The sequence below is a fragment of the Streptococcus parasanguinis genome (assembly GCF_001074805.1).
Lineage (GTDB): Bacteria > Bacillota > Bacilli > Lactobacillales > Streptococcaceae > Streptococcus > Streptococcus parasanguinis_A.
The window spans coordinates 1-18,532 of record NZ_JUPI01000083.1 but is presented as its reverse complement, the minus strand read 5'-3'; the positions used below and the strand labels follow the sequence as shown (position 1 = coordinate 18,532).

Annotated in this window: 13 protein-coding genes; 3 read left to right on the top strand and 10 right to left on the bottom strand. The window is 43.8% G+C overall.

Annotated features, from left to right (window positions below; translation table 11 throughout):
- Positions 1-372: 372 nt before the first annotated feature.
- The 10 genes from ADI76_RS05735 to ADI76_RS05690 all read right to left on the bottom strand — a co-directional run bounded on the left by ADI76_RS05735 (position 373) and on the right by ADI76_RS05690 (position 14,320).
- Positions 373-957, bottom strand: coding sequence for a DUF1307 domain-containing protein (locus ADI76_RS05735; protein WP_045759595.1), 585 nt, complete (start codon positions 955-957; stop codon positions 373-375).
- Between the two features lie 127 nt (positions 958-1,084).
- Positions 1,085-2,083, bottom strand: coding sequence for a UDP-glucose 4-epimerase GalE (galE, locus tag ADI76_RS05730; protein WP_049515083.1), 999 nt, complete (start codon positions 2,081-2,083; stop codon positions 1,085-1,087).
- 63 nt (positions 2,084-2,146) lie between these two features.
- Positions 2,147-3,619 carry a UDP-glucose--hexose-1-phosphate uridylyltransferase gene (gene galT, locus ADI76_RS05725; RefSeq protein ID WP_049515082.1) on the bottom strand — a complete coding sequence of 491 codons (1,473 nt, stop codon included), beginning with the start codon at positions 3,617-3,619 and terminating at the stop codon, positions 2,147-2,149.
- A gap of 12 nt (positions 3,620-3,631) precedes the next feature.
- A complete protein-coding gene (locus ADI76_RS05720) occupies positions 3,632-4,810 on the bottom strand; it encodes a galactokinase (RefSeq protein WP_414717185.1) in 1,179 nt (392 codons plus the stop codon).
- A 240-nt stretch (positions 4,811-5,050) separates the two neighbouring features.
- Positions 5,051-7,462 (bottom strand): glycoside hydrolase family 3 N-terminal domain-containing protein, encoded by a 2,412-nt coding sequence (locus tag ADI76_RS05715; protein ID WP_049515081.1) that lies wholly within the window; start codon positions 7,460-7,462, stop codon positions 5,051-5,053.
- Positions 7,463-7,590: 128 nt separating this feature from the next.
- Positions 7,591-9,033 carry a sucrose phosphorylase gene (gene gtfA / locus ADI76_RS05710; protein ID WP_049515080.1) on the bottom strand — a complete coding sequence of 481 codons (1,443 nt, stop codon included), beginning with the start codon at positions 9,031-9,033 and terminating at the stop codon, positions 7,591-7,593.
- 123 nt (positions 9,034-9,156) lie between these two features.
- Positions 9,157-9,990, bottom strand: a complete 834-nt coding sequence (locus ADI76_RS05705) for a carbohydrate ABC transporter permease (RefSeq protein ID WP_049515079.1) — start codon at positions 9,988-9,990, stop codon at positions 9,157-9,159.
- 13 nt (positions 9,991-10,003) lie between these two features.
- Positions 10,004-10,870: a carbohydrate ABC transporter permease gene (locus ADI76_RS05700; protein ID WP_024055928.1), complete on the bottom strand. Its 867-nt coding sequence runs from the start codon at positions 10,868-10,870 to the stop codon at positions 10,004-10,006.
- A gap of 13 nt (positions 10,871-10,883) precedes the next feature.
- Positions 10,884-12,143, bottom strand: coding sequence for an extracellular solute-binding protein (locus tag ADI76_RS05695; RefSeq protein WP_003007827.1), 1,260 nt, complete (start codon positions 12,141-12,143; stop codon positions 10,884-10,886).
- A 14-nt stretch (positions 12,144-12,157) separates the two neighbouring features.
- Positions 12,158-14,320: an alpha-galactosidase gene (locus tag ADI76_RS05690; RefSeq protein WP_049515078.1), complete on the bottom strand. Its 2,163-nt coding sequence runs from the start codon at positions 14,318-14,320 to the stop codon at positions 12,158-12,160.
- Positions 14,321-14,480: 160 nt separating this feature from the next.
- On the opposite strand from ADI76_RS05690, the gene ADI76_RS05685 reads away from it, so the two are divergent.
- The 3 genes from ADI76_RS05685 (at position 14,481) to birA (ending at position 17,345) form a co-directional block, all read left to right on the top strand.
- The gene (locus ADI76_RS05685; protein ID WP_049515077.1) at positions 14,481-15,314 is read left to right on the top strand and encodes an AraC family transcriptional regulator; all 834 of its coding nucleotides are present in this window, start codon (positions 14,481-14,483) and stop codon (positions 15,312-15,314) included.
- Between the two features lie 67 nt (positions 15,315-15,381).
- Positions 15,382-16,389: a LacI family DNA-binding transcriptional regulator gene (locus tag ADI76_RS05680; RefSeq protein WP_049515076.1), complete on the top strand. Its 1,008-nt coding sequence runs from the start codon at positions 15,382-15,384 to the stop codon at positions 16,387-16,389.
- A 14-nt stretch (positions 16,390-16,403) separates the two neighbouring features.
- Entirely contained in the window at positions 16,404-17,345 is a 942-nt protein-coding gene (gene birA, locus ADI76_RS05675) for a bifunctional biotin--[acetyl-CoA-carboxylase] ligase/biotin operon repressor BirA (protein ID WP_049515075.1), read from the top strand.
- Positions 17,346-18,532 lie beyond the last annotated feature (1,187 nt).

The window sequence follows — 18,532 nt, the reverse complement described above, 5'->3', positions numbered from 1 at the left end:
CTGCGTCTTGCTCGACAATCCAAAAACAATTGAGAGGCTAGGACTTTTGTCCCAGCCTCTTTTTTATATTTAATTGTATTTCTTCCAACCCCTTCTATTACATCTTTAATTTCAAAAGGGATGAATCGTTTGATCAGTGCATAAGTAAACTGGATTGATCTTCTCAATACTTCCTACTCGTCAGTGGACTTCTTAACTGTAATCACTCAACTAAAGATTTTATTCATACAAATGCAAATCATGATTTGCACTCTCTAAAAAGATATCACTCATTTAAATACTCTTTTCCTTAAATCCTATTCTACAAAATATGGCCATGAATTCATACGAAAACAAAAAGAGAGCAACAAACTGAGCTACTCTCCATTTTGTTTATTTTTCGACCATTCCGCCTTTGATAAGACTGTCTTTCGTTACTGAATAACTGACTGTTTTGTCATCTAGGGGATTAAATCCTGGTACGATTTCTTTTAATTTATTAAAATCGATTTTTGTGTAATCAATGGTATTGCGGATATAAAAGATTCCGTCTTTGTATTCTGATGTTAGTTCAAATCCATGGCCCATCAGATCTTTGAATTTTTCTTGGCTCTTAGCAACGGCTTCTTTCATGGTTTCAAGAGGGTTCTCACCAGGAACTTTTGAGACGTCGTAATCATCAACTTTTTCTTGTAATAACAAGGTATCTCCCTTGTAATACAATGTAATAGTTGACTTACCTGCTTCATCACTCGTTTCGAGAACGGTTTTTTGTGCACCTGCTAGTGCATCTTCTTTTTTGCTTTCATCAGTTGATGACTCTTTTGTCTTCTCTTTAGCGGATGATTTGCTTGTTGCTTTACTAGTTGCTTTAGTAGACGATGGACTAGTAGATTTTGTAGTCTCTTTTTGTGCGCAACCAGCTAAAAGAAGACCCGCTGTCAAGAAGACGGCTAACATTTTTGTGGTTTTATTCATTTTGAATACCTCACTTTTTATGATGGTTAAGGAAATGACTGACGTTTGAAACGAGTCATTTAGCAAGATCAACTGTCGTTTTAAATGTTATTAGAAAAGTCTCAAAAATGATGTCCGCAGTCCCTCCTTATCGATCATTGTAGCCATCTGGGTGGCTGGAATGCCAAGCCCAGGCTGTTTGGATGATGGTTTCGATATTGTCAAATTTGGGTTGCCAGCCGAGGATGGCACGCGCCTTCTCAGAGGATGCGATCAGGGTATCTGGATCTCCTGGTCTGCGATCGGCCAGCTCAAGTGGGATCGGATGACCCGTCACCTTGCGGGCCGCTTCAACGATTTGAAGATTAGAGAATCCTGTCGATGAGCCCAGATTAAAGGCGGTAGAAGGGTTGCCATTACGCAGATACTCCACTGCTAAAAGATGGGCATCTGCCAAGTCAAATGGATGGACGTAGTCCCGAACATTGGTCCCATCTGGTGTCTTGTAGTCATCTCCAAAAATAGAGATCTTCTCGCGTTTGCCTTGGGCTACTTGTAAGACGATCGGCAAGAGATGGGTCTCTGGTCCATGGTCTTCTCCGATGGATCCATCTGGCTTAGCACCCGCAACATTAAAGTAACGAAGGGGCACGTACTTGATCCCGTAGGCTTGATCGGCCCAGCGCATAATGGTTTCCATCATGAGCTTGCTTTCGCCATAAGGATTGATTGGTTTTTGTGGAGTGGTTTCAAGAATCGGAATTTCTTCTGGAATGCCGTAGGTGGCAGCAGTTGAAGAAAAGACGATGTAGTGCACTCCACATTCATGCATGACTTCCAAGAGCTTGACCATGCCTGCTGTATTGTTATCAAAATATTTCAATGGATCGGCCATGGATTCAGCGACCAGTGAGTAGGCAGCAAAGTGGATGACCGCATCGATATCTGCATGTTCCTTAAAAACATTGCGCATAAAGTCTTGATCCGCCAGGTCTCCTTGGTAAAAGACGGCATCTGGATGCACCGCTGCACGGTGGCCTGTGACCAGGCTATCGACCACGACGACTTTTTCCTGTCCTTCATTGACCAAACGGTCGACCATGTGGGAACCGATATAGCCAGCTCCTCCGAGTACGAGTATTGCCATTTGTTTTCCTTTCGCTTCTTGTCTTCTCTCTTATTGTACCAAATTTCTGCCACTTCTCCACACTTAAAGTGTCGCAACAAAGCGTCTAAAGGCAGCTTGTCCTTCTGCTGTTCTCTTGTAGACACCAGCATCTTCGAGCACACGCGCAAAGATCTGGCCAACTGATTCACGGACAAGGGCTTCTGCCTCTGCTTCGTCTGTGATGGCTGGGTGAGTGGCTTTCAAATCATCTGCCCAAGGCTGGTGGTAGGTCGCCACAGTATTCTCACGTCCAATCAAATAGTCTTGAACCTGCTTGAGCTCTTCCTTGAGGCGAGGTGGCAAAATGGCCAAGCCCATGACTTCGATCAGGCCGATATTTTCTTTTTTGATGTGTTGCACATCCGCATGTGGGTGATAAATGCCATCTGGATGCTCTGGTGAGGTTTGGTTGTCACGGAGAACCAAGTCCAATTCATAATGCCCATCACGAATCCGTGCAATGGGGGTAATGGTATGGTGGGGCTGACCGTCGGATGCTGCTAAGACTTGAACGGCTGGATCCGAGTAGCCTCGCCAGGCTGTGAGTATATGGTCTGCCAGGTCAATCAATTGCGCCTTGTTGTCCGATTGCAAGCGGAGAACCGACATGGGCCAATTGACAATTCCTACCGATACAGCCTCAAATCCCTCAACGCTAAAGCTTTCCTCAACAGGAGCTAGCTCCATAGGGAAGGTATGGCGTCCGCCTTGGTAATGGTCATGAGTCAGGATGGATCCCCCTACAATGGGCAGGTCTGCATTGGACCCTGCAAAATAGCCTGGGAAAGTCTCGACAATGGTCAAGAGTCGCTCAAAGGTCTTGCGGCTAATGGCCATAGGAACATGCTGGCTATCGAGGAAAATGCAGTGTTCATTGAAGTAGGCATAAGGGGAATACTGAAAGCCCCAGTCATGACCGTCCATGTCAAAACGGATAATCCGATGATTGGCCCGGGCTGGATGGTCTAGGCGACCTTGATAGCCTTCATTTTCAAAGCACAATTGGCAGGCTGGATAATGACTGGCTTTGGCAAGCTTGGCCGCTGCAATGTCTTTAGGATCTTTTTCAGGTTTTGACAGATTGATGGTGATTTCAAGAGAACCGTAGGGAGTTTGTGTCTCAAAGGCAATATTTTGCGCAATGGCTTTGACCTTGATGTAATCATTGCGCTTAGAGAGGGCATAGAAATCCGCAATCGCGTCTTCCTTGGACTGACGGTAGGTCTCCCAAAAGCGATGGTTGACTTGACTAGGACTAGGGGTGATCCAATCCATCAACTCCGCACCCAAACTGTCTTTTGCGGCCATACTATCCTGGATCTTGCTATTTGCAACAGCGATCTCTACCAGCTGATCTTTGAGTGCGATCAACTCTTCTTTTTGAGCTGGGGCGTCTAGCCCTTCTTCTCCAATGCGACTCATGATGCGATTTTTTAGATAAATCCGATCCATCTCTTCGTAGTCACTCGCCGCAATGACGGCTGTGACAAATGCATCTAATACCAGTTCTGTCATCCTATCTCCTTTTTAATCAAGTACCCGTGTCCCCGCCGCAACCTCTGCAATGTAGAAGCTTGGCGCATAGCCAACGACTTCCTCATAGCGTTTGCCGACAACTTCTTTAAATGCTTCAACCTTATCTTTGTTGACAAGGGCGATGGCGCAACCACCAAAGCCTGCTCCTGTCATACGAGCGCCCAAGACACCTTCTTGTTCCCAGGCTGTATGCACCAAGGTATCTAATTCTAGACCTGTCACTTCGTAGTCATGCTCCAAGGATACGTGGGAAGCATTCATGAGACGGCCAAAGCCTTCTAAATCACCTGCTTCAAGTGCCTTACGAGCTTGGAGGGTCCGTTGATTTTCAAGTACAGCATGGCGAGCTCGTTTGATGCGATTTTCATCCTTGATCAAGTAGCTGTAGGCATCAAAAGCCCAGAGATCCAATTCCCCTAAGGTTTGGATATCCAATTTTTCTTGGAGTTCAGAAACGGCGGTTTCGCATTCTGAACGACGTTCATTGTATTTTGAATCCGCTAATTCCCGGCGTTTGTTGGTATTCATGATGACCACGACATTGTCTTTGAGGTCCAGCGGTACCAGATCATACTCTAGGGTGTTGGTATCGAGATAAATGGCCCGTTGATCCGCCCCCATACCGATGGCAAATTGGTCCATGATCCCAGAGTTAACTCCGATGAAGTGATTTTCGGTTTGTTTCCCGATCTTGACTAGATCTAGACGATCTAAGTGAAGATCATATAGTTTCTCAGCGATGACGCCGATCAAGAGCTCAAGGGAAGCTGAAGAAGAAAGACCAGATCCGTTTGGAATATTACCGTAGACATAGACATCCATACCGCTATCAATAACATGACCAGCTTCTTGCAAGAAATGGAGCACGCCTTTTGGATAGTTGGTCCAGTTGTGCTCTTTTTCAAAGTGGAGATTTTCAAGCGGAACTTCAATGATCCCCTTGTCTTCAAAGTTTCCTGAGAAGAAACGCAAGACCTTATCCTCACGCTTTCTTGCAGCTCCGTAGGTACCAAGTGTAATGGCTGCTGGGAAGACATGCCCACCATTATAGTCAGTGTGTTCACCGATCAGATTAATCCGTCCTGGTGAAAAGAAAGTGTGGTCAGCCTTTTCCCCAAAGACAGCCTGGAATTTTGCTTGTAAATCTTGAGATGTGATTGTTGTCGTCATGAGAAACTCCTTTAGTTTTGTAAACGTTTTTATACTTGTATTATATCTGATCGGAAGTAAAACTTCAAGTGTTTTTAGTAAAATTTTATTAATTTTTTATTTTATGTCCAAAAAGGCTATAACAAAGGTTTTTCCTCCGATTATAACTTCTATTTCACTCTTGCTATTTCGAGTTAATTTTAGTAAAAGTTTACCAAAAAATCTCAATTGGGAGACTACTCAATTGAGATTCTTCATTTCTTAGTGTTTCTTTCTTGGATAGACAAAAGATCCAAGGAAGGTTAAGAGGCTGACACCCATGAGGGAGAGGAGGTTCCCTGTTTGACCGGTTTTTGGCAATACCGATGATGCAGGACTGGCTGACACGCTGACAGGAGCCTGATCAGTGGCTTGTTTCACAGCGATCGGAGTAACTTGTGGACCATCAAGAGGGCTAGCTTTTTCTTGCTTGCTAACAAGGACCTGTGTTCCTGTGTGACCAACCTCTACTGGTTGTGTCTGATGGGTTGGTTCTTGGACTGGTGAAGTTGGATCTTGGACTTCTGGTGTTGGCAATGGAGCAGGTGCTGGATAGAAAAGACCATGACCAATGCGGTAGGCATACTCTGTTTCCGACATTTTTCCGTCTACAATTTTTGGAATATCAACCGGTAAGGTACCTAGATGTTCCTTGCCATTGAAGATGACTTCCACTCCTGCAGGAATATTAGGACCAAATGCATTGTCTGGTTTGAGGGATTCCGTTGGATCCATTCCCTTATTTCCATAGACTGCTAAAATGGCTTTGGCTGCGGGATAGTTGGCTACATCATAAGGTTTAGAGATAGAAAGGACAGCTGCCTTCTTATGGTTGGTGTTGGCATAATGGACGATTTCTGTTGGAATCTTGGTCCGCCAGAAATCTTTATCCAGTTGCCCTTCATAACCGATCTCTGAAATCACTACGATATGGGTGGCTTTTTCAAGGTCTTCTTTTAGACTATCAAGGGTGGATTCCTTAGTGAAGTTCTTGGCCACAAAGGAGGTATCTTTTGGAAGCACTCCATCCGCGATTAAGCGACGCATGCCCAAATTTAGTCCTGGGACTTCATTTTCAAAAGCTCCGAGTAGTAAGACATGGTCCCCTGTTTGCACCTTAAATGGCAAGGTATTGTCTTCATTTTTTACAACCGTCACCGCTGCTGCTGCAATCTTGCGTTCCAAGTCACGGTTGAGGGTAGATCCGACTGCTTCTTCTGCTTTTTCAGCCGTCCGAACACTTGGATCAAAATTCAGGACCCCACGTTTTTCTTTGAGGGTCAGGATCCGACGAACCGACTCATTTAAGCGTTCTTCTGAGATGTCACCGGTTTGGACCGCATCTACCACTGCATTGACAATGGTATCAATCTTGGTCAAATCGGCTTTGCTGCGAAGGGTCGTTGGCATCAAGACCAGGTCAACTCCGGCTTTAATGGCCATCTTCACAGCTTCCACCTCACCGAAGTTCTTAGCGATAGCATCCATTCCCATGGCATCAGAGACAATCACGCCCTTATAGCCGTATTTCTTCCTTACCAAGCCCGTTAAAATATCATCAGATAGAGTCGCTGGAACATAGATTTTCTCACCCGTTTCTTTTGACACAACCTGATCTTTTTCAATCTGCGGGTATTGGATATGAGCCGTCATCAAGAGGTCGACCCCTTCATCCATAGCTTTTTTGAATGGAAGGAGTTCCAATTTTTCAAGCTCAGCAAGAGATTTATCCACCAATGGCAGGCCTGTATGTGAATCGACCGCTGTATCTCCATGACCTGGGAAATGCTTGGCTGCTACAGCCACATTGTAGTCCTGAATGCCTTTCATCATCGGAATACCAAGATAGGCAACCCGATTTGGGTCAGATGAGAAGGAACGAAGCCCAATCACAGGATTTTGAGGATTGTTATTGGTATCTAGAACCGGAGCGAAGTCCACATTCAAGCCTAGCGCAGAAAGTTCACGTCCGATGATTTGACCGGCTTCTTTCGCTAGTTTGGGATCATTGGTAGCCCCAATGGCCATATTGCCAGGAAGGGCTGTACCTGTCCCCAAGCGGTAGACGATCCCCCCTTCTTGGTCGATGGCTAATAATAGCGGAATCTTCCCGTTATTGGCTTTGTTTTCAATCGCTGCCTTTTGCATATCTTGCGTCAGAGCCAGGGTCTGCTTGGTCTCTTTGACGTTTTCAGCAAAAAAAATGACGCCTCCAAAATCATATTTATCAATCGCATCTGCTACTTCAGCATTGACCTTGGTGAGATCCTGTGGCGACTCCTGATTAGCCTCCTGCCACTTACGGAAGTCCGGCATGATCATTTGGGTCACTTTTTGTTTGAGTGGCATGTTTTCAATCAGTTTTTCCACTTCAGGAGATGCCGTCTCTGTCGATGTTACCGTTGGAGAAGCAGCAGGGACAACTGCACGGTCTGTTGAAGTTGGCGTTTCGGCCACTTCTCCCTGATTTTCTGTGGCGGTTTCTGGAGTTGGAGAAGCCACCACCTCTTCTACTGTTGCTGCCGGTTCATTAGCTTGATCCGACGCTTGAGCTGTGTCTGCTTTTGCTGTTTGAACGGATAATAGAGCAAAAGCCGTTAATAGGGCCGCAGATGGATAAATGATTTTTTTCATAAAGCGACCTCCTTTCTTTCAATAGATATTGTACCATTGTTTTATAGTTTTGTAAACGGTTACAATATCTAAAATAAAAAAATAGGATAAGCATTTTTTTACTTATCCTTTAGTTCGTTCATATTTTTTTAAAACACCATTTCTTGACCATTTTCTGTCACTTGGTAAGTCCCGTCAGCAAGATTGATTCGGGCTACTGCTGTGGCGGTCTGGTCTTTGTTTTGGCGCGTGATGACAATGGTATGATCATCTGGTGTTTCCACCTCAATGCTTCCTTCTAGATCAAAAGCTGCAGAGTTGTTCCGGAAGCTAAAGAGTTTGAGCAGGGATTGCACGACTGGCCGCTCCACTTCTTGAGCAATTTCTTCATTGCTGTAGTAATGACGGTTGATATTGCGGCCTTCTTTGGTGTTTTCTAAGAGTTCCAAATCATTCTTCCCAGCTAGGAATCCAACGTAATAAACTTGTGGAATACCTGGTGCAAAAGCTTGAATTAAACGAGCTAGGAAGTACTTACGATCGTCATCTCCAAGCGCTGAATAGTAGGTCGAATTGATTTGGTAGATGTCCAAGTTGTTGTATTCTGCTGTGGAATATTTGCGTTTAACATTTGCCCCTACCTTATAGAGCTCATTTGAAGCATAGTCAATCTCTTCATCTGTCAAGATATCCTTGACATCGACCACCCCAATCCCATCATGGGTATCGAGCGTCGTGAATTGCTTCATCGGACTCATCTTCAACCACTTGGCAAGACGCTCCACTTTTGAACTATAGAGGGTATAGAGGGTTACCATTGGAAGTGCGAAGTCATAGACATAATAGTCGTGATCGGCAATCTTAAATTGGATGGAATAGTGCTCATGAATCTCTGGAAGAAGCTCAGCACCGTAGCCTGCCGCCATATCGCGCACCTTATCCAACAAATCCCAAATGTCTGGCTCCACGAAGAAATCATTGGTGTCCAATTTCTTCACCGCATAGGCAAAGGCGTCCAAACGAATGAGGTCACAGCCATTGCTTGCCAGGTGTTCGATGGTCTTGCGAATAAAATCCATGGTCACTTCCTTGGTCACGTCTAGGTCAATCTGCTCTTCCCCAAAGGTATTCCAGAGATGCTCAGTCGTCCCATCCGCAAAAGTGATGGCTTGTTTAGGAGCCCGGTCTTTGCGCTTATAAATCAAATCTACATCTGCTTGAGTTGGGCGATTCTCTGGCCAGAACTTGTCCCAGTTGAGAAAGAGATCCTTGTAGGCACTTTGGTCGTGCTTCTCTTGGTAGTCCTTGTAGTATTTAGATTGACGAGAAATGTGATTGATCATAAAGTCAAACATAAGATAGTACTTGTCGCCTAAGCGTTTAACATCTTCCCAATCTCCAAAGGCTGGATCCACTTGGTCATAGTCGACAGGCGCAAAGCCACGGTCACCAGTTGATGGGAAAAATGGCAAGAGGTGAACCCCACCTACTGCATCCCCAAAGTGCTTCTCAAGATTTTCATAGAGATCCTTCAGGTTATTTCCTAAGCTATCTGAGTAAGTAATTAACATGGTTTTGTTTTGAATTGGCATAATGGTTCCCTTTCTTTTTTGAAAGCCAAGTCTTTGAGGACCTGGCTTTCATGAGTTTATCTATTTTAGAATTGCTTCCTAGGATACGATTGAAATCAGCAAGCTGAATCGTCCCTTTGTATCTTATTTCACTGCGCCGTTGCTCATTCCTGCAATGATATTGCGTTGGAAGAAGAGATAGACAATGGTGATACTGATAATGCCGACCACGTAAGAGGCAAAGCTTGGTCCATAGTCGTTGAAATATTGGCCTGCGTAGTTGTATTGGAACAAAGGCAGAGTCCACATTTTGGAATCCCGGTTCAAGACAAGGAGTGGCAACATAAAGTCATTCCAGAACCAAAGGGCATTGATGATCATGGTTGTCGCATGCATGGGTTTCATCATTGGGAAGATGATGCGGAAATAGGTTGTAAACTTATTAGCCCCATCGATCTCTGCTGCTTCATCCAGACTTTCTGGGATAGAGATTTTGATATAGCCGACATAGAGGAAGAGGGTCTGTGGAATCGCATAGGTCAAGTAGAGCAAGATCAAACCAAAGGTGTTAGCCAAACCGAGTTTACTCATCATAACCGTAATCGGAATCATGATGACTTGGAAAGGTACGAAAATCCCAAGGATCAAGAGGGTGTACATGATGGTAAAGGCTTTTCTCTTACTCATATTACGTGCGATGGAGTATGCTGCCATGGGGATAAAGATCATTACTGCAAGTAAAGACAAGACAGTGATGACGACAGAGTTCCAATAATAGCCTCCGATTCCATCTGACAAGAGACGGCTAAAGTTGTCCCATGTGAAATTCGTCGGGAATCCAAAGAAATTATCTACAATATCTTTGGTGGGTTTGAAGGAACTAAAGAGGGTGGCAAGGAGTGGCACTAAAATCAGAACCGATCCTAGAATCAATAGAATGTATTTGCCAATCAAGGCTTTTCTTTCATCTTGTTTCATCGTGCTTCTCCTCTTAAATTTCAAATTTCTTAGATACTCTCAATTGGATGATCGAAATCACTACAATCAAGAAGAACAGGATTACGGCAATGGCATTGGCATAACCGAATTGGTTGTTTTTAAAGGCGTAGTTATAAACCAAGAGTCCAAGTGAGGTTGTGGCATTGTTTGGACCCCCACCAGTCATGGCAAAGACTTGGTCAAAGGCGGTAAGCCCACCTTTTAGGGCTAGGATAAAGACCATAGAGACACTTGGCAACAAGTAAGGCAATTCAATATTCCAGAAGACTTGCTTGCTCGTCGCACCATCGATTCTGGCTGCTTCTGTAATTTCAGATGGGATAGATTGCAGACCAGCTAGGAAGATAATGATGGGCATGGCCACCCCTTGCCAAAGAAGGACAAAGACAGCCGCAAAGATAGCTCCCCACTTAGTCCCTAAAAGACTAGTTTGAAGAAACTCAATATGAAGGGCATTCCCAATCGCTGGTAGACCGTAGTTGAAGACTTGTTTGAAGATCAACGCCACTGTCAAACCAGACAACACAGCTGGGAAGAAGAACCAAGCACGGAAGAAGGTTTGGCCTTTAATTTTAGAGTTCAAGACACGCGCAATGAAGATCCCAAGGGCAATCTCACCAACTACCATAGCAATCGTGATGATCGCAGTAAAGCCAATCGCATTCATGAATTTTGGATCCATAAAGAGGAGCTTAAAGTTGTTCAAGCCAACAAATTTGTAGTTATAGGTCAAACCTGTCCAGTTGGTAAAACTGTAAAAGGCTCCTTGAAACATTGGCACATAGAAGAAAATTGCTTGTAATAAGAGGGGAATGACCACAAAAGCCCATGCCCAATATTTTTGTAATACTTTTTTCATTGTCTCTCTACTCCTAATCCACATCCGCTTTCATCGGGTTAAAGAAGGCATTCAAATCATTGACCATTCCTTGTTTATCACCTGTCAAGACATAGTTCATCGTCAAGGTATGGAAGTCTGCTTCACTGGTCCAGTATTGTTGCAACCAGACCAAGTGACGATCTGTAAAGGCATATTTGGTCATCCCAGCAAGCGGTGAATCCTCTCCTGCTTGTTTGACCCCTTCGATCGCTGTTGGAGATCCGTCCACATCATAGTACTTTTGCATGACTTCTGGACGGGTCATGTATTCCACAAAGGCATTGGCTTCTTTTGGATGTTTGGTAGTAGCTGAGATAGACCATGCTAAGTCTCCCGCACCAACGGTTAAGCTTTGTCCTTTTTCTTTTCCTGGAATCATGAAAGTCCCAATCTTAAATTTCGGTTTTTGTTCATTGATCGCGGTGATAGCCCAAGATCCATTTGGTGTCATGAGGACATCTCCACGCGCGAAGGCTCCGATAACGTCTGTATAACCTGCACCTTCCCAATTCTTTTGCTTCGAACCTTTAATGCGAAGGATATCCATGACCTTGATGTCATCCTTCATAATCGGATCAGACAATTTAATGGAATTTGGCTGAGAATAACGAAGGTATTGGTTGGCTTCTTTTCCCCCACCTGCTGCTGTCGCAAAGGCCAATTGATTGTAACCATTGAGGGTCCAAGCTTCTGCTCCTGCAATCCCAAATGGAGTTTGTCCTTTGGCAACGATGTCTTTTACTAACTGTTCAAATTCGTCCCAGGTTTCAGGAACCTTCAAGCCCAATTCTTCGAATTTATCTTTGTTGTAGTAGATTCCGTAAGCATTGGCTGTGAAAGGAACGTTGTAGACTTTTCCGTTTACAGCATATTTTTCAGCGTAGCCGTTTTTTACGCGTTTGAGATAATCTTTATTGCTCAAATCTTCGAAGACACCCGCTTTTGCCCATTCTTGCAATTCAATGGACTGTGGGTAAATATTGACTACATCTGGCACATCCCCTGCGAGGACACGTGTCTTCAACACCTCACCAGCGTTTGGTACATTGACAACTTTGACCTTAACCTTTGGATTTTCCTTTTCAAAATCACGCGCGATTTCTTCCAAGGTTTTGGTCATTTCTTTTTTCTGGTTGAAATACTCGATGGTCACTGTGCCATCCGCAGATTTTCCATCGTTGGAGCAAGCACCGAGCCCAAACAAGGCTAGGCCTGTAGTCGCAAGAAGTCCGATTTTTTTATACCATTTCATTTGGCTGTCTCCTTTTATTTTTTGACAAAAACATATTGTTTAGTGAGGAAATCTCCCTGAGGAAGAACGACGGTTAAGCCGGCGTACATGAGCTCAGCTCCTGAATAGACTTGGTCCGTCCCTTCTAAGCGATAGAGCGCATCTTCTTCCAATCCTTTGAGTTTCAGGGTCGGCTCGATCTCCTCAACCGTTGATAAGACCCGTACATAAGTTACAACCGTGCGATCTTGATAAGTGAACTGGACGGCTGCTTGATTGCTACCTTGGCTTGGATTGATCAAGCGGTAGTGTTTTCCGAACTGAACAACTGGTCGAATCGTTTTATAATGAGCGACTTGAGCTGCAATCCTATCCAACTCTTCTTGAGAAAGGCTGGTCAGATCCAATTCATAGCCCAGATTTCCCATCATGGCTACATGTCCACGCGTTTCTAGTGGTGTGATCCGTCCCATCTGATGATTTGGCACCGCTGATACGTGAGCGCCCATGGAAATAGTTGGATAGAGATAACTAGATCCATACTGGATCGGAAGTCTGGCCATGGCATCCGTATTGTCACTCGCCCAGACCTGCGGGAAGTAACGCATCATCCCCAGGTCATTACGACCACCACCACCGGAGCAAGACTCAAAGAGGATGTGCTCGTATTTCTCCGTTAAGTACGAAACCACTTCATAGAGACCCAAGATATAAGCATGGGATTGCATCTTTGTTTCCAGGTAGGTTTTCCCATTTCCAAGCTTGGTGATATTGCGGTTCATATCCCATTTGATATAGTCGATCTCATGGTTTCCAAGCAAGTCATCCAAGACCTGCTTGATATAAGCTACTACTTCTTTATTTGCGAAATCGAGGACCAGTTGATTCCGTGAATAGGTGTGTTCATAGCCTGGGACTTGAATAGCCCAGTCCGGATGAGCCCGATAGAGGTCGCTATCAACAGAAATCATTTCTGGCTCCACCCAAAGGCCAAATTGAAGTCCCTTGTCATGGATGCCTTGGATCAATGCTGCTAGACTTCCACCTAATTTTTCTTCATTGACGGTCCAATCACCAAGGGCCCGATTGTCATCATAACGATTGCCAAACCAGCCATCATCAAGAACAAAGAGTTCGATCCCCACTTTTTGAGCTTCGTCTGCTAGCTCCAATAATTTGTCTTTCTTGAAATCAAAGTAGGTCGCTTCCCAGTTGTTGATAAGAATTGGACGTTCTTTATGGGCAAACTGGCTAGGAATGATATGGTTTTGGACAAATGCTTGGCTCTCTTGACTGAGACCGGTCAATCCCTTATGGGAGTAGGTGATCATGGCCACTGGCGTATCAAAACTCTGATTTGGTTCCAATTCCCAAGCGAAGTTTTCAGGATTAATCCCCAGTCCAACCCGAACTTCATTGAGTTGATTCTTTTGAACAAATCCTTCAAAATTTCCACTGTAGAGCAGTTGGAAAGCCAGAGCAGAGCCCGCATCTTCTGTCACTTCATGATCGGCAAGAATAAGAGCCGGGGTCTGGGCGTGTCCAGAAGCACCACGGTTGGAGCTGATGGAGAAGATTCCTTGCTCCACTTGCTGACGGCGAACTGTTTTTTCTCTCGCATAGGCTCCTTGCAGAGTGATGATATCGTAATCACTGGCTGGGACATCGGCCAAAACACTGAGAGCCTTGTGGATTACAACCTTTTCATCACTCAAGTTTTCAATCTTTGAGAAGCTAGTGATGGTTGCCCGATCATTGTAGGCGGTGTAGTAGAGGGTCAAACGCAGGGCTGCTTGATCATCTTCAAAGACCAGTGCCAAGGTTTCAGCCTGATCTACTGAGTGAGGGTTCGGAAGACCGGTCGCCTGGACACTACCAGAATAGATGTTGGCTCCGACATAAAGGAAATCCGTCACCTCAGTAACACCGTGTTGAATCTTGATCGACGGTTTTCGAAAATCTCCTAGTCCGTGCTGTCCCAAGACCTGTCGCTGGGTATCTAGACTAAAGGTTCGATTGTCAGGTGTTGGATTCCCAGAGAACGCATGATCTTTTTCATGCACGGTATTGGAAAAATGATAAGACGGGATCGGACGTCCCAGATGCTTGAGCATCAGGTAGCCATCTCGATTTTCAAGGATGAGGCTCAGTCCCTTACTTTCTACATAGAACAAATTTTGTTCGATACGAATTACCATATCTTCCTCCATTGGACCCTAAAAATATCACTATGTATTTTTATATTCAGTTCCAATATTTTTCTTTTTTCACATGTCTTTATTTTAAACGTTGTAAACGCTTCCGAAAATGGAATTTTGTTGGGCTTATATGGTAAAATGTTAGGTAGGAGGTTTACCTATGTTAGTCTTTTCAGAATACCAAACCGACACCATTGATATAGCCCTTGATTTTTACGGCTACGAAGATTGCCCCAAGAATTATGAAATTGGTCCTAGCTTTCGAGACAATTTTGTTCTACATTTTATCACCAAGGGAAAAGGTGTCTTTCACATCAATAAAAATGAAATCCATTTAGAAGCCGGGGATCTCTTCCTTCTCCCTAAAAATATGGTGACCTACTACCAGGCAGACGCGGAAGATCCTTGGTCCTACTACTGGATTGGGATTAGTGGCACCAAGGTGAGTGATTTCATGCGCTTTTCAACCATACATGCCAAAGGTTTTCTAAAGAAAACAGAGGTGGACACAGAGCGGATCGGGCTGTTTATGGAGCAGCTTGTCCACAAGGCAGAGGACTCTAAGATGACCTCGCACTACCAACTCCACCTTCTCTCTCAGATCTATGAACTGCTATTTCTTATCAGTGAAGTGGCACCCGATATCCATCGGAGCCACCCATCTCCAACCTATCAACTCTACCTGACTTGCAAGCATGTGATTGAGACGCATTACGCTAAAGAACATCTCAGTATTCAAGAGATCGCTGATGACCTCAATGTCCATCGCTCCTACCTAACAACTGTTTTTAAGGAGTTTCACCAGATCTCTCCCAAGGAATTCTTGCACTCGGTCCGCATGCAACGGGCCCAGCAGTTACTGACCAATACAGACGAAAGCATCAAGATCGTGGCTTACTCGGTTGGCTTTTCAGATCCCCTCTATTTTTCAAAGGCCTTTAAGGCCTATAGCCACCTGACTCCTAGCCAATATCGCAGCAAACATAAAATTTAGTAAATATTTATTTCTTTTTACTAGTATTTAGAGTATACTGGAACTAGTAAGCAATAAAGGATGAACTATGGCAACGATTAAAGACATTGCAGAAAAAGCAGGCGTTTCTCAGGCAACGGTCTCTCGCGTCCTCAACCAAGATGTGACCTTATCGGTTGGTGAAGACACGCGCAGTCGGATTCTTCGCATCGCTGAGGACCTGCATTACCAAAAGAAAAGCCGCAAAACAGCGCCTCAACCAGTCGAAGATTCTCATAAAATCGTCATCTTTGAATGGTACACGCGCGAAGAAGAATTAGAGGACCTCTACTACTATGCCATTCGCATGGGCTTGGAGAAACAAGCCCAGGAATTAGGCTATGAGATCTTTCGTATCTTTAACAAGGACGATTGGTCTTTGATTCAGGAGGCAGACGGCATTATTGCTCTTGGAAAATTCAGTCCAAAGACCATTCAAGATCTAGAAAGCTACGGCAAACCCCTGATCTTTGTCGATAGCAATACCCTCTATCTGGGGCATTCTTGCGTGACGACAGATTTAGAAGATTCTGTTATCACCGCTCTCGAGCATTTTCTTGAGCATCATCACAAGGAGATCGGACTCTTGGTTGGTCAAGAAGAGACCGCAGATGCGACGCCGCTTCAGATGGATCCTCGTCAACGATTCTTTCAACAGTTTCTCACGGAAAAAGGGCTTTATGAGGAGCGCTTTGTCGCTGTCGGTCAGTTCTCAACTGAGTCAGGCTATCAAATGATGGAGCAGCTGATTCAAGCACTGGGCGACGACTTGCCAACTGCCTTTTTCATGGCTAGTGATGCCATAGCTGTTGGGGCCCTTCGGTCCCTTCAGGAACACCAAATCGCTGTGCCTGATCGCGTCAGTCTCATTTCCTTCAATGATACCTCCATCGCCAAGTATGTCTTTCCTGCCCTCTCTACAGTGACCGTATACACAGAAGAAATGGGCAAGCAAGCCATTCAGCTGTTGCGGCAAACCTTTCAAGGGAGTCAACCAAGTGTTCCCTGCATGGTCAAATTAGCCACCAAACTGACGATTCGAGACAGCAGTCGCTAGGAGGTCTTAGTCTTATGAAAACACACGAAATCCTCTTTCAAACCCTTTCTCAGGCAGATGATTATGTCAACGGGGAACAGTTGGCAAAAGAATTAGGTGTTTCCCGCACCTCCATCTGGAAGGCTATTCAGCGCCTGGAAAAAGATGGGGTCGTCATCGAATCCCTAAAAAAGAAGGGTTATAGACTGGTCTCAGGCGATATTCTGCTTCCTGAAGTCATCGCAAGCAATACCCAGTTGACCGTTACTTTGAATGAAGAATGTCATTCTACCCAATTGGACGCAAAATTAGGCATGGAAGCACATAAAGAGGGCATGGCTCTCTACCTGGCCAAGTCCCAATCTGCTGGAAAGGGCCGCTTTGGTCGCGACTACTACTCTCCCGATCAAGGTGGCATCTATATGTCTCTTCATCTCAAGCCCCAACTCCCACCTGCGGAGTTCCCCCCTTATACTTTGATGGTCGCAGGAGCCATCTATAAGGCTATTAAAAATCTGACCCTGATCGATGTCGATATCAAATGGGTCAATGATATTTACTATCGCCATAAAAAAATTGGGGGAATCCTAACCGAAGCTATCACATCCATTGAGACTGGCCTTGTCACGGATGTCATTATCGGAGTCGGTCTCAATTTGGCTATCTCTACTTTTCCAGATGAGCTAGAAAACAAGGCTGGTTCCTTATTTGAAGGCCCTTGTCCCATCACCCGCAATGACCTCATCAGCGAGATTTGGAGAGAATTTCTTCATACGGATATCGATGAACTGGTCTACCTCTACAAAGAGCGCTCCCTGGTCTTAGGACGAACTGTCACCTTTGAGCAGAACCAGCATACCTATCAGGGCCTCGCCAAAGACATCTCCGATACCGGCCAACTCTTGGTCCAGTTAGAAAATCAAGAAGAAATCTGGCTCAATAGTGGCGAAATTTCCCTCAAGCAGTGGAATCTATAAAACAGAGCTCACAACTCAAAAAAGAGTCTGGGACAAAACACTGTCTCAGACTCTTTTGTGTGAAGATATATCAAAACTTTTTAAACCAATTCTTGATATACTCTAAGCATATATCCAGTAAGAATTTGATAAATAATAATACAATTCCAATCTTCACAAACATGTAATATTTAAATGTGTCATCAAATTCATGCACACGGATCGGAAAGGTGAAGATATTAGACGGATTGATAAGAAAATATAGTGAGATACAAATAGATAAAACCAATGCCACTATAAAAAATTTTTTATGTATTTGCATTTTTTACCTTTTCCTTTCTTGTTTTCCAACATTAAATACCAATCACCAATTTTATATAGCCTGATTAATTCTTTCATTCCCCTTTCTAACAGGATAATTTATAGTTCTTACACCTTCATCATATACAAATTTCAAAATAATACAAGTCTGTTTTCCTAATTATTTTCATGATATAATAATAAAGTTTGAATGTTAAACAAAAAACTCCGTAACTATTCCAACAAACTCTATAAAATTAACTTTTTAGATAGCACCATGATATATTTAAGCTACTAAACAGTTCAATTCAGTAGGTTTTTTGCCCCATTTTTAAATCATGATATTGAAAACACCTAAAAGCACCTTCCGAAATTCATTTATATTTCAATATTTTTAATTACTCTCAATATGAAAACTCCTTTCCAAATCCATACAGGGGACATCTAAATCAACAGGAAAAAGCCTTGGTAACCAAGGCTTTTTTGCTTGTCATTTTGTTTTTTGTACCAAATAATTATAAAAGTTTTCTAACATTATCAAATTCTTCACTTATTTTCTCTTGTAGTGTATGACCATATACTGCTCTTCTTCTATAGCCTGAGACCCTTTTGATGAAAATAAATCCGCAGAAAAAGTAAATGCTTCTAGTAAAACATTATCTGCTCATACTGTTTTATTACATTCTTGGGTATGTAATAAAACCAGCACAATCAAGAAGAGATTAATAAATAGTAATACAAGTATTTTATTGTGTTTGATTTCCATAACTATATTATGGTCTGTCGCCTTCTTCTTATCAAAAGGTTTTGAAAAATAAAATTGTCAACATACTAATAACTAAATTTAGAGAGTGGGACAGAAATCGGTAATTCGTTAGAATTCGATTTCGTCGTCCCACCTCCGCACA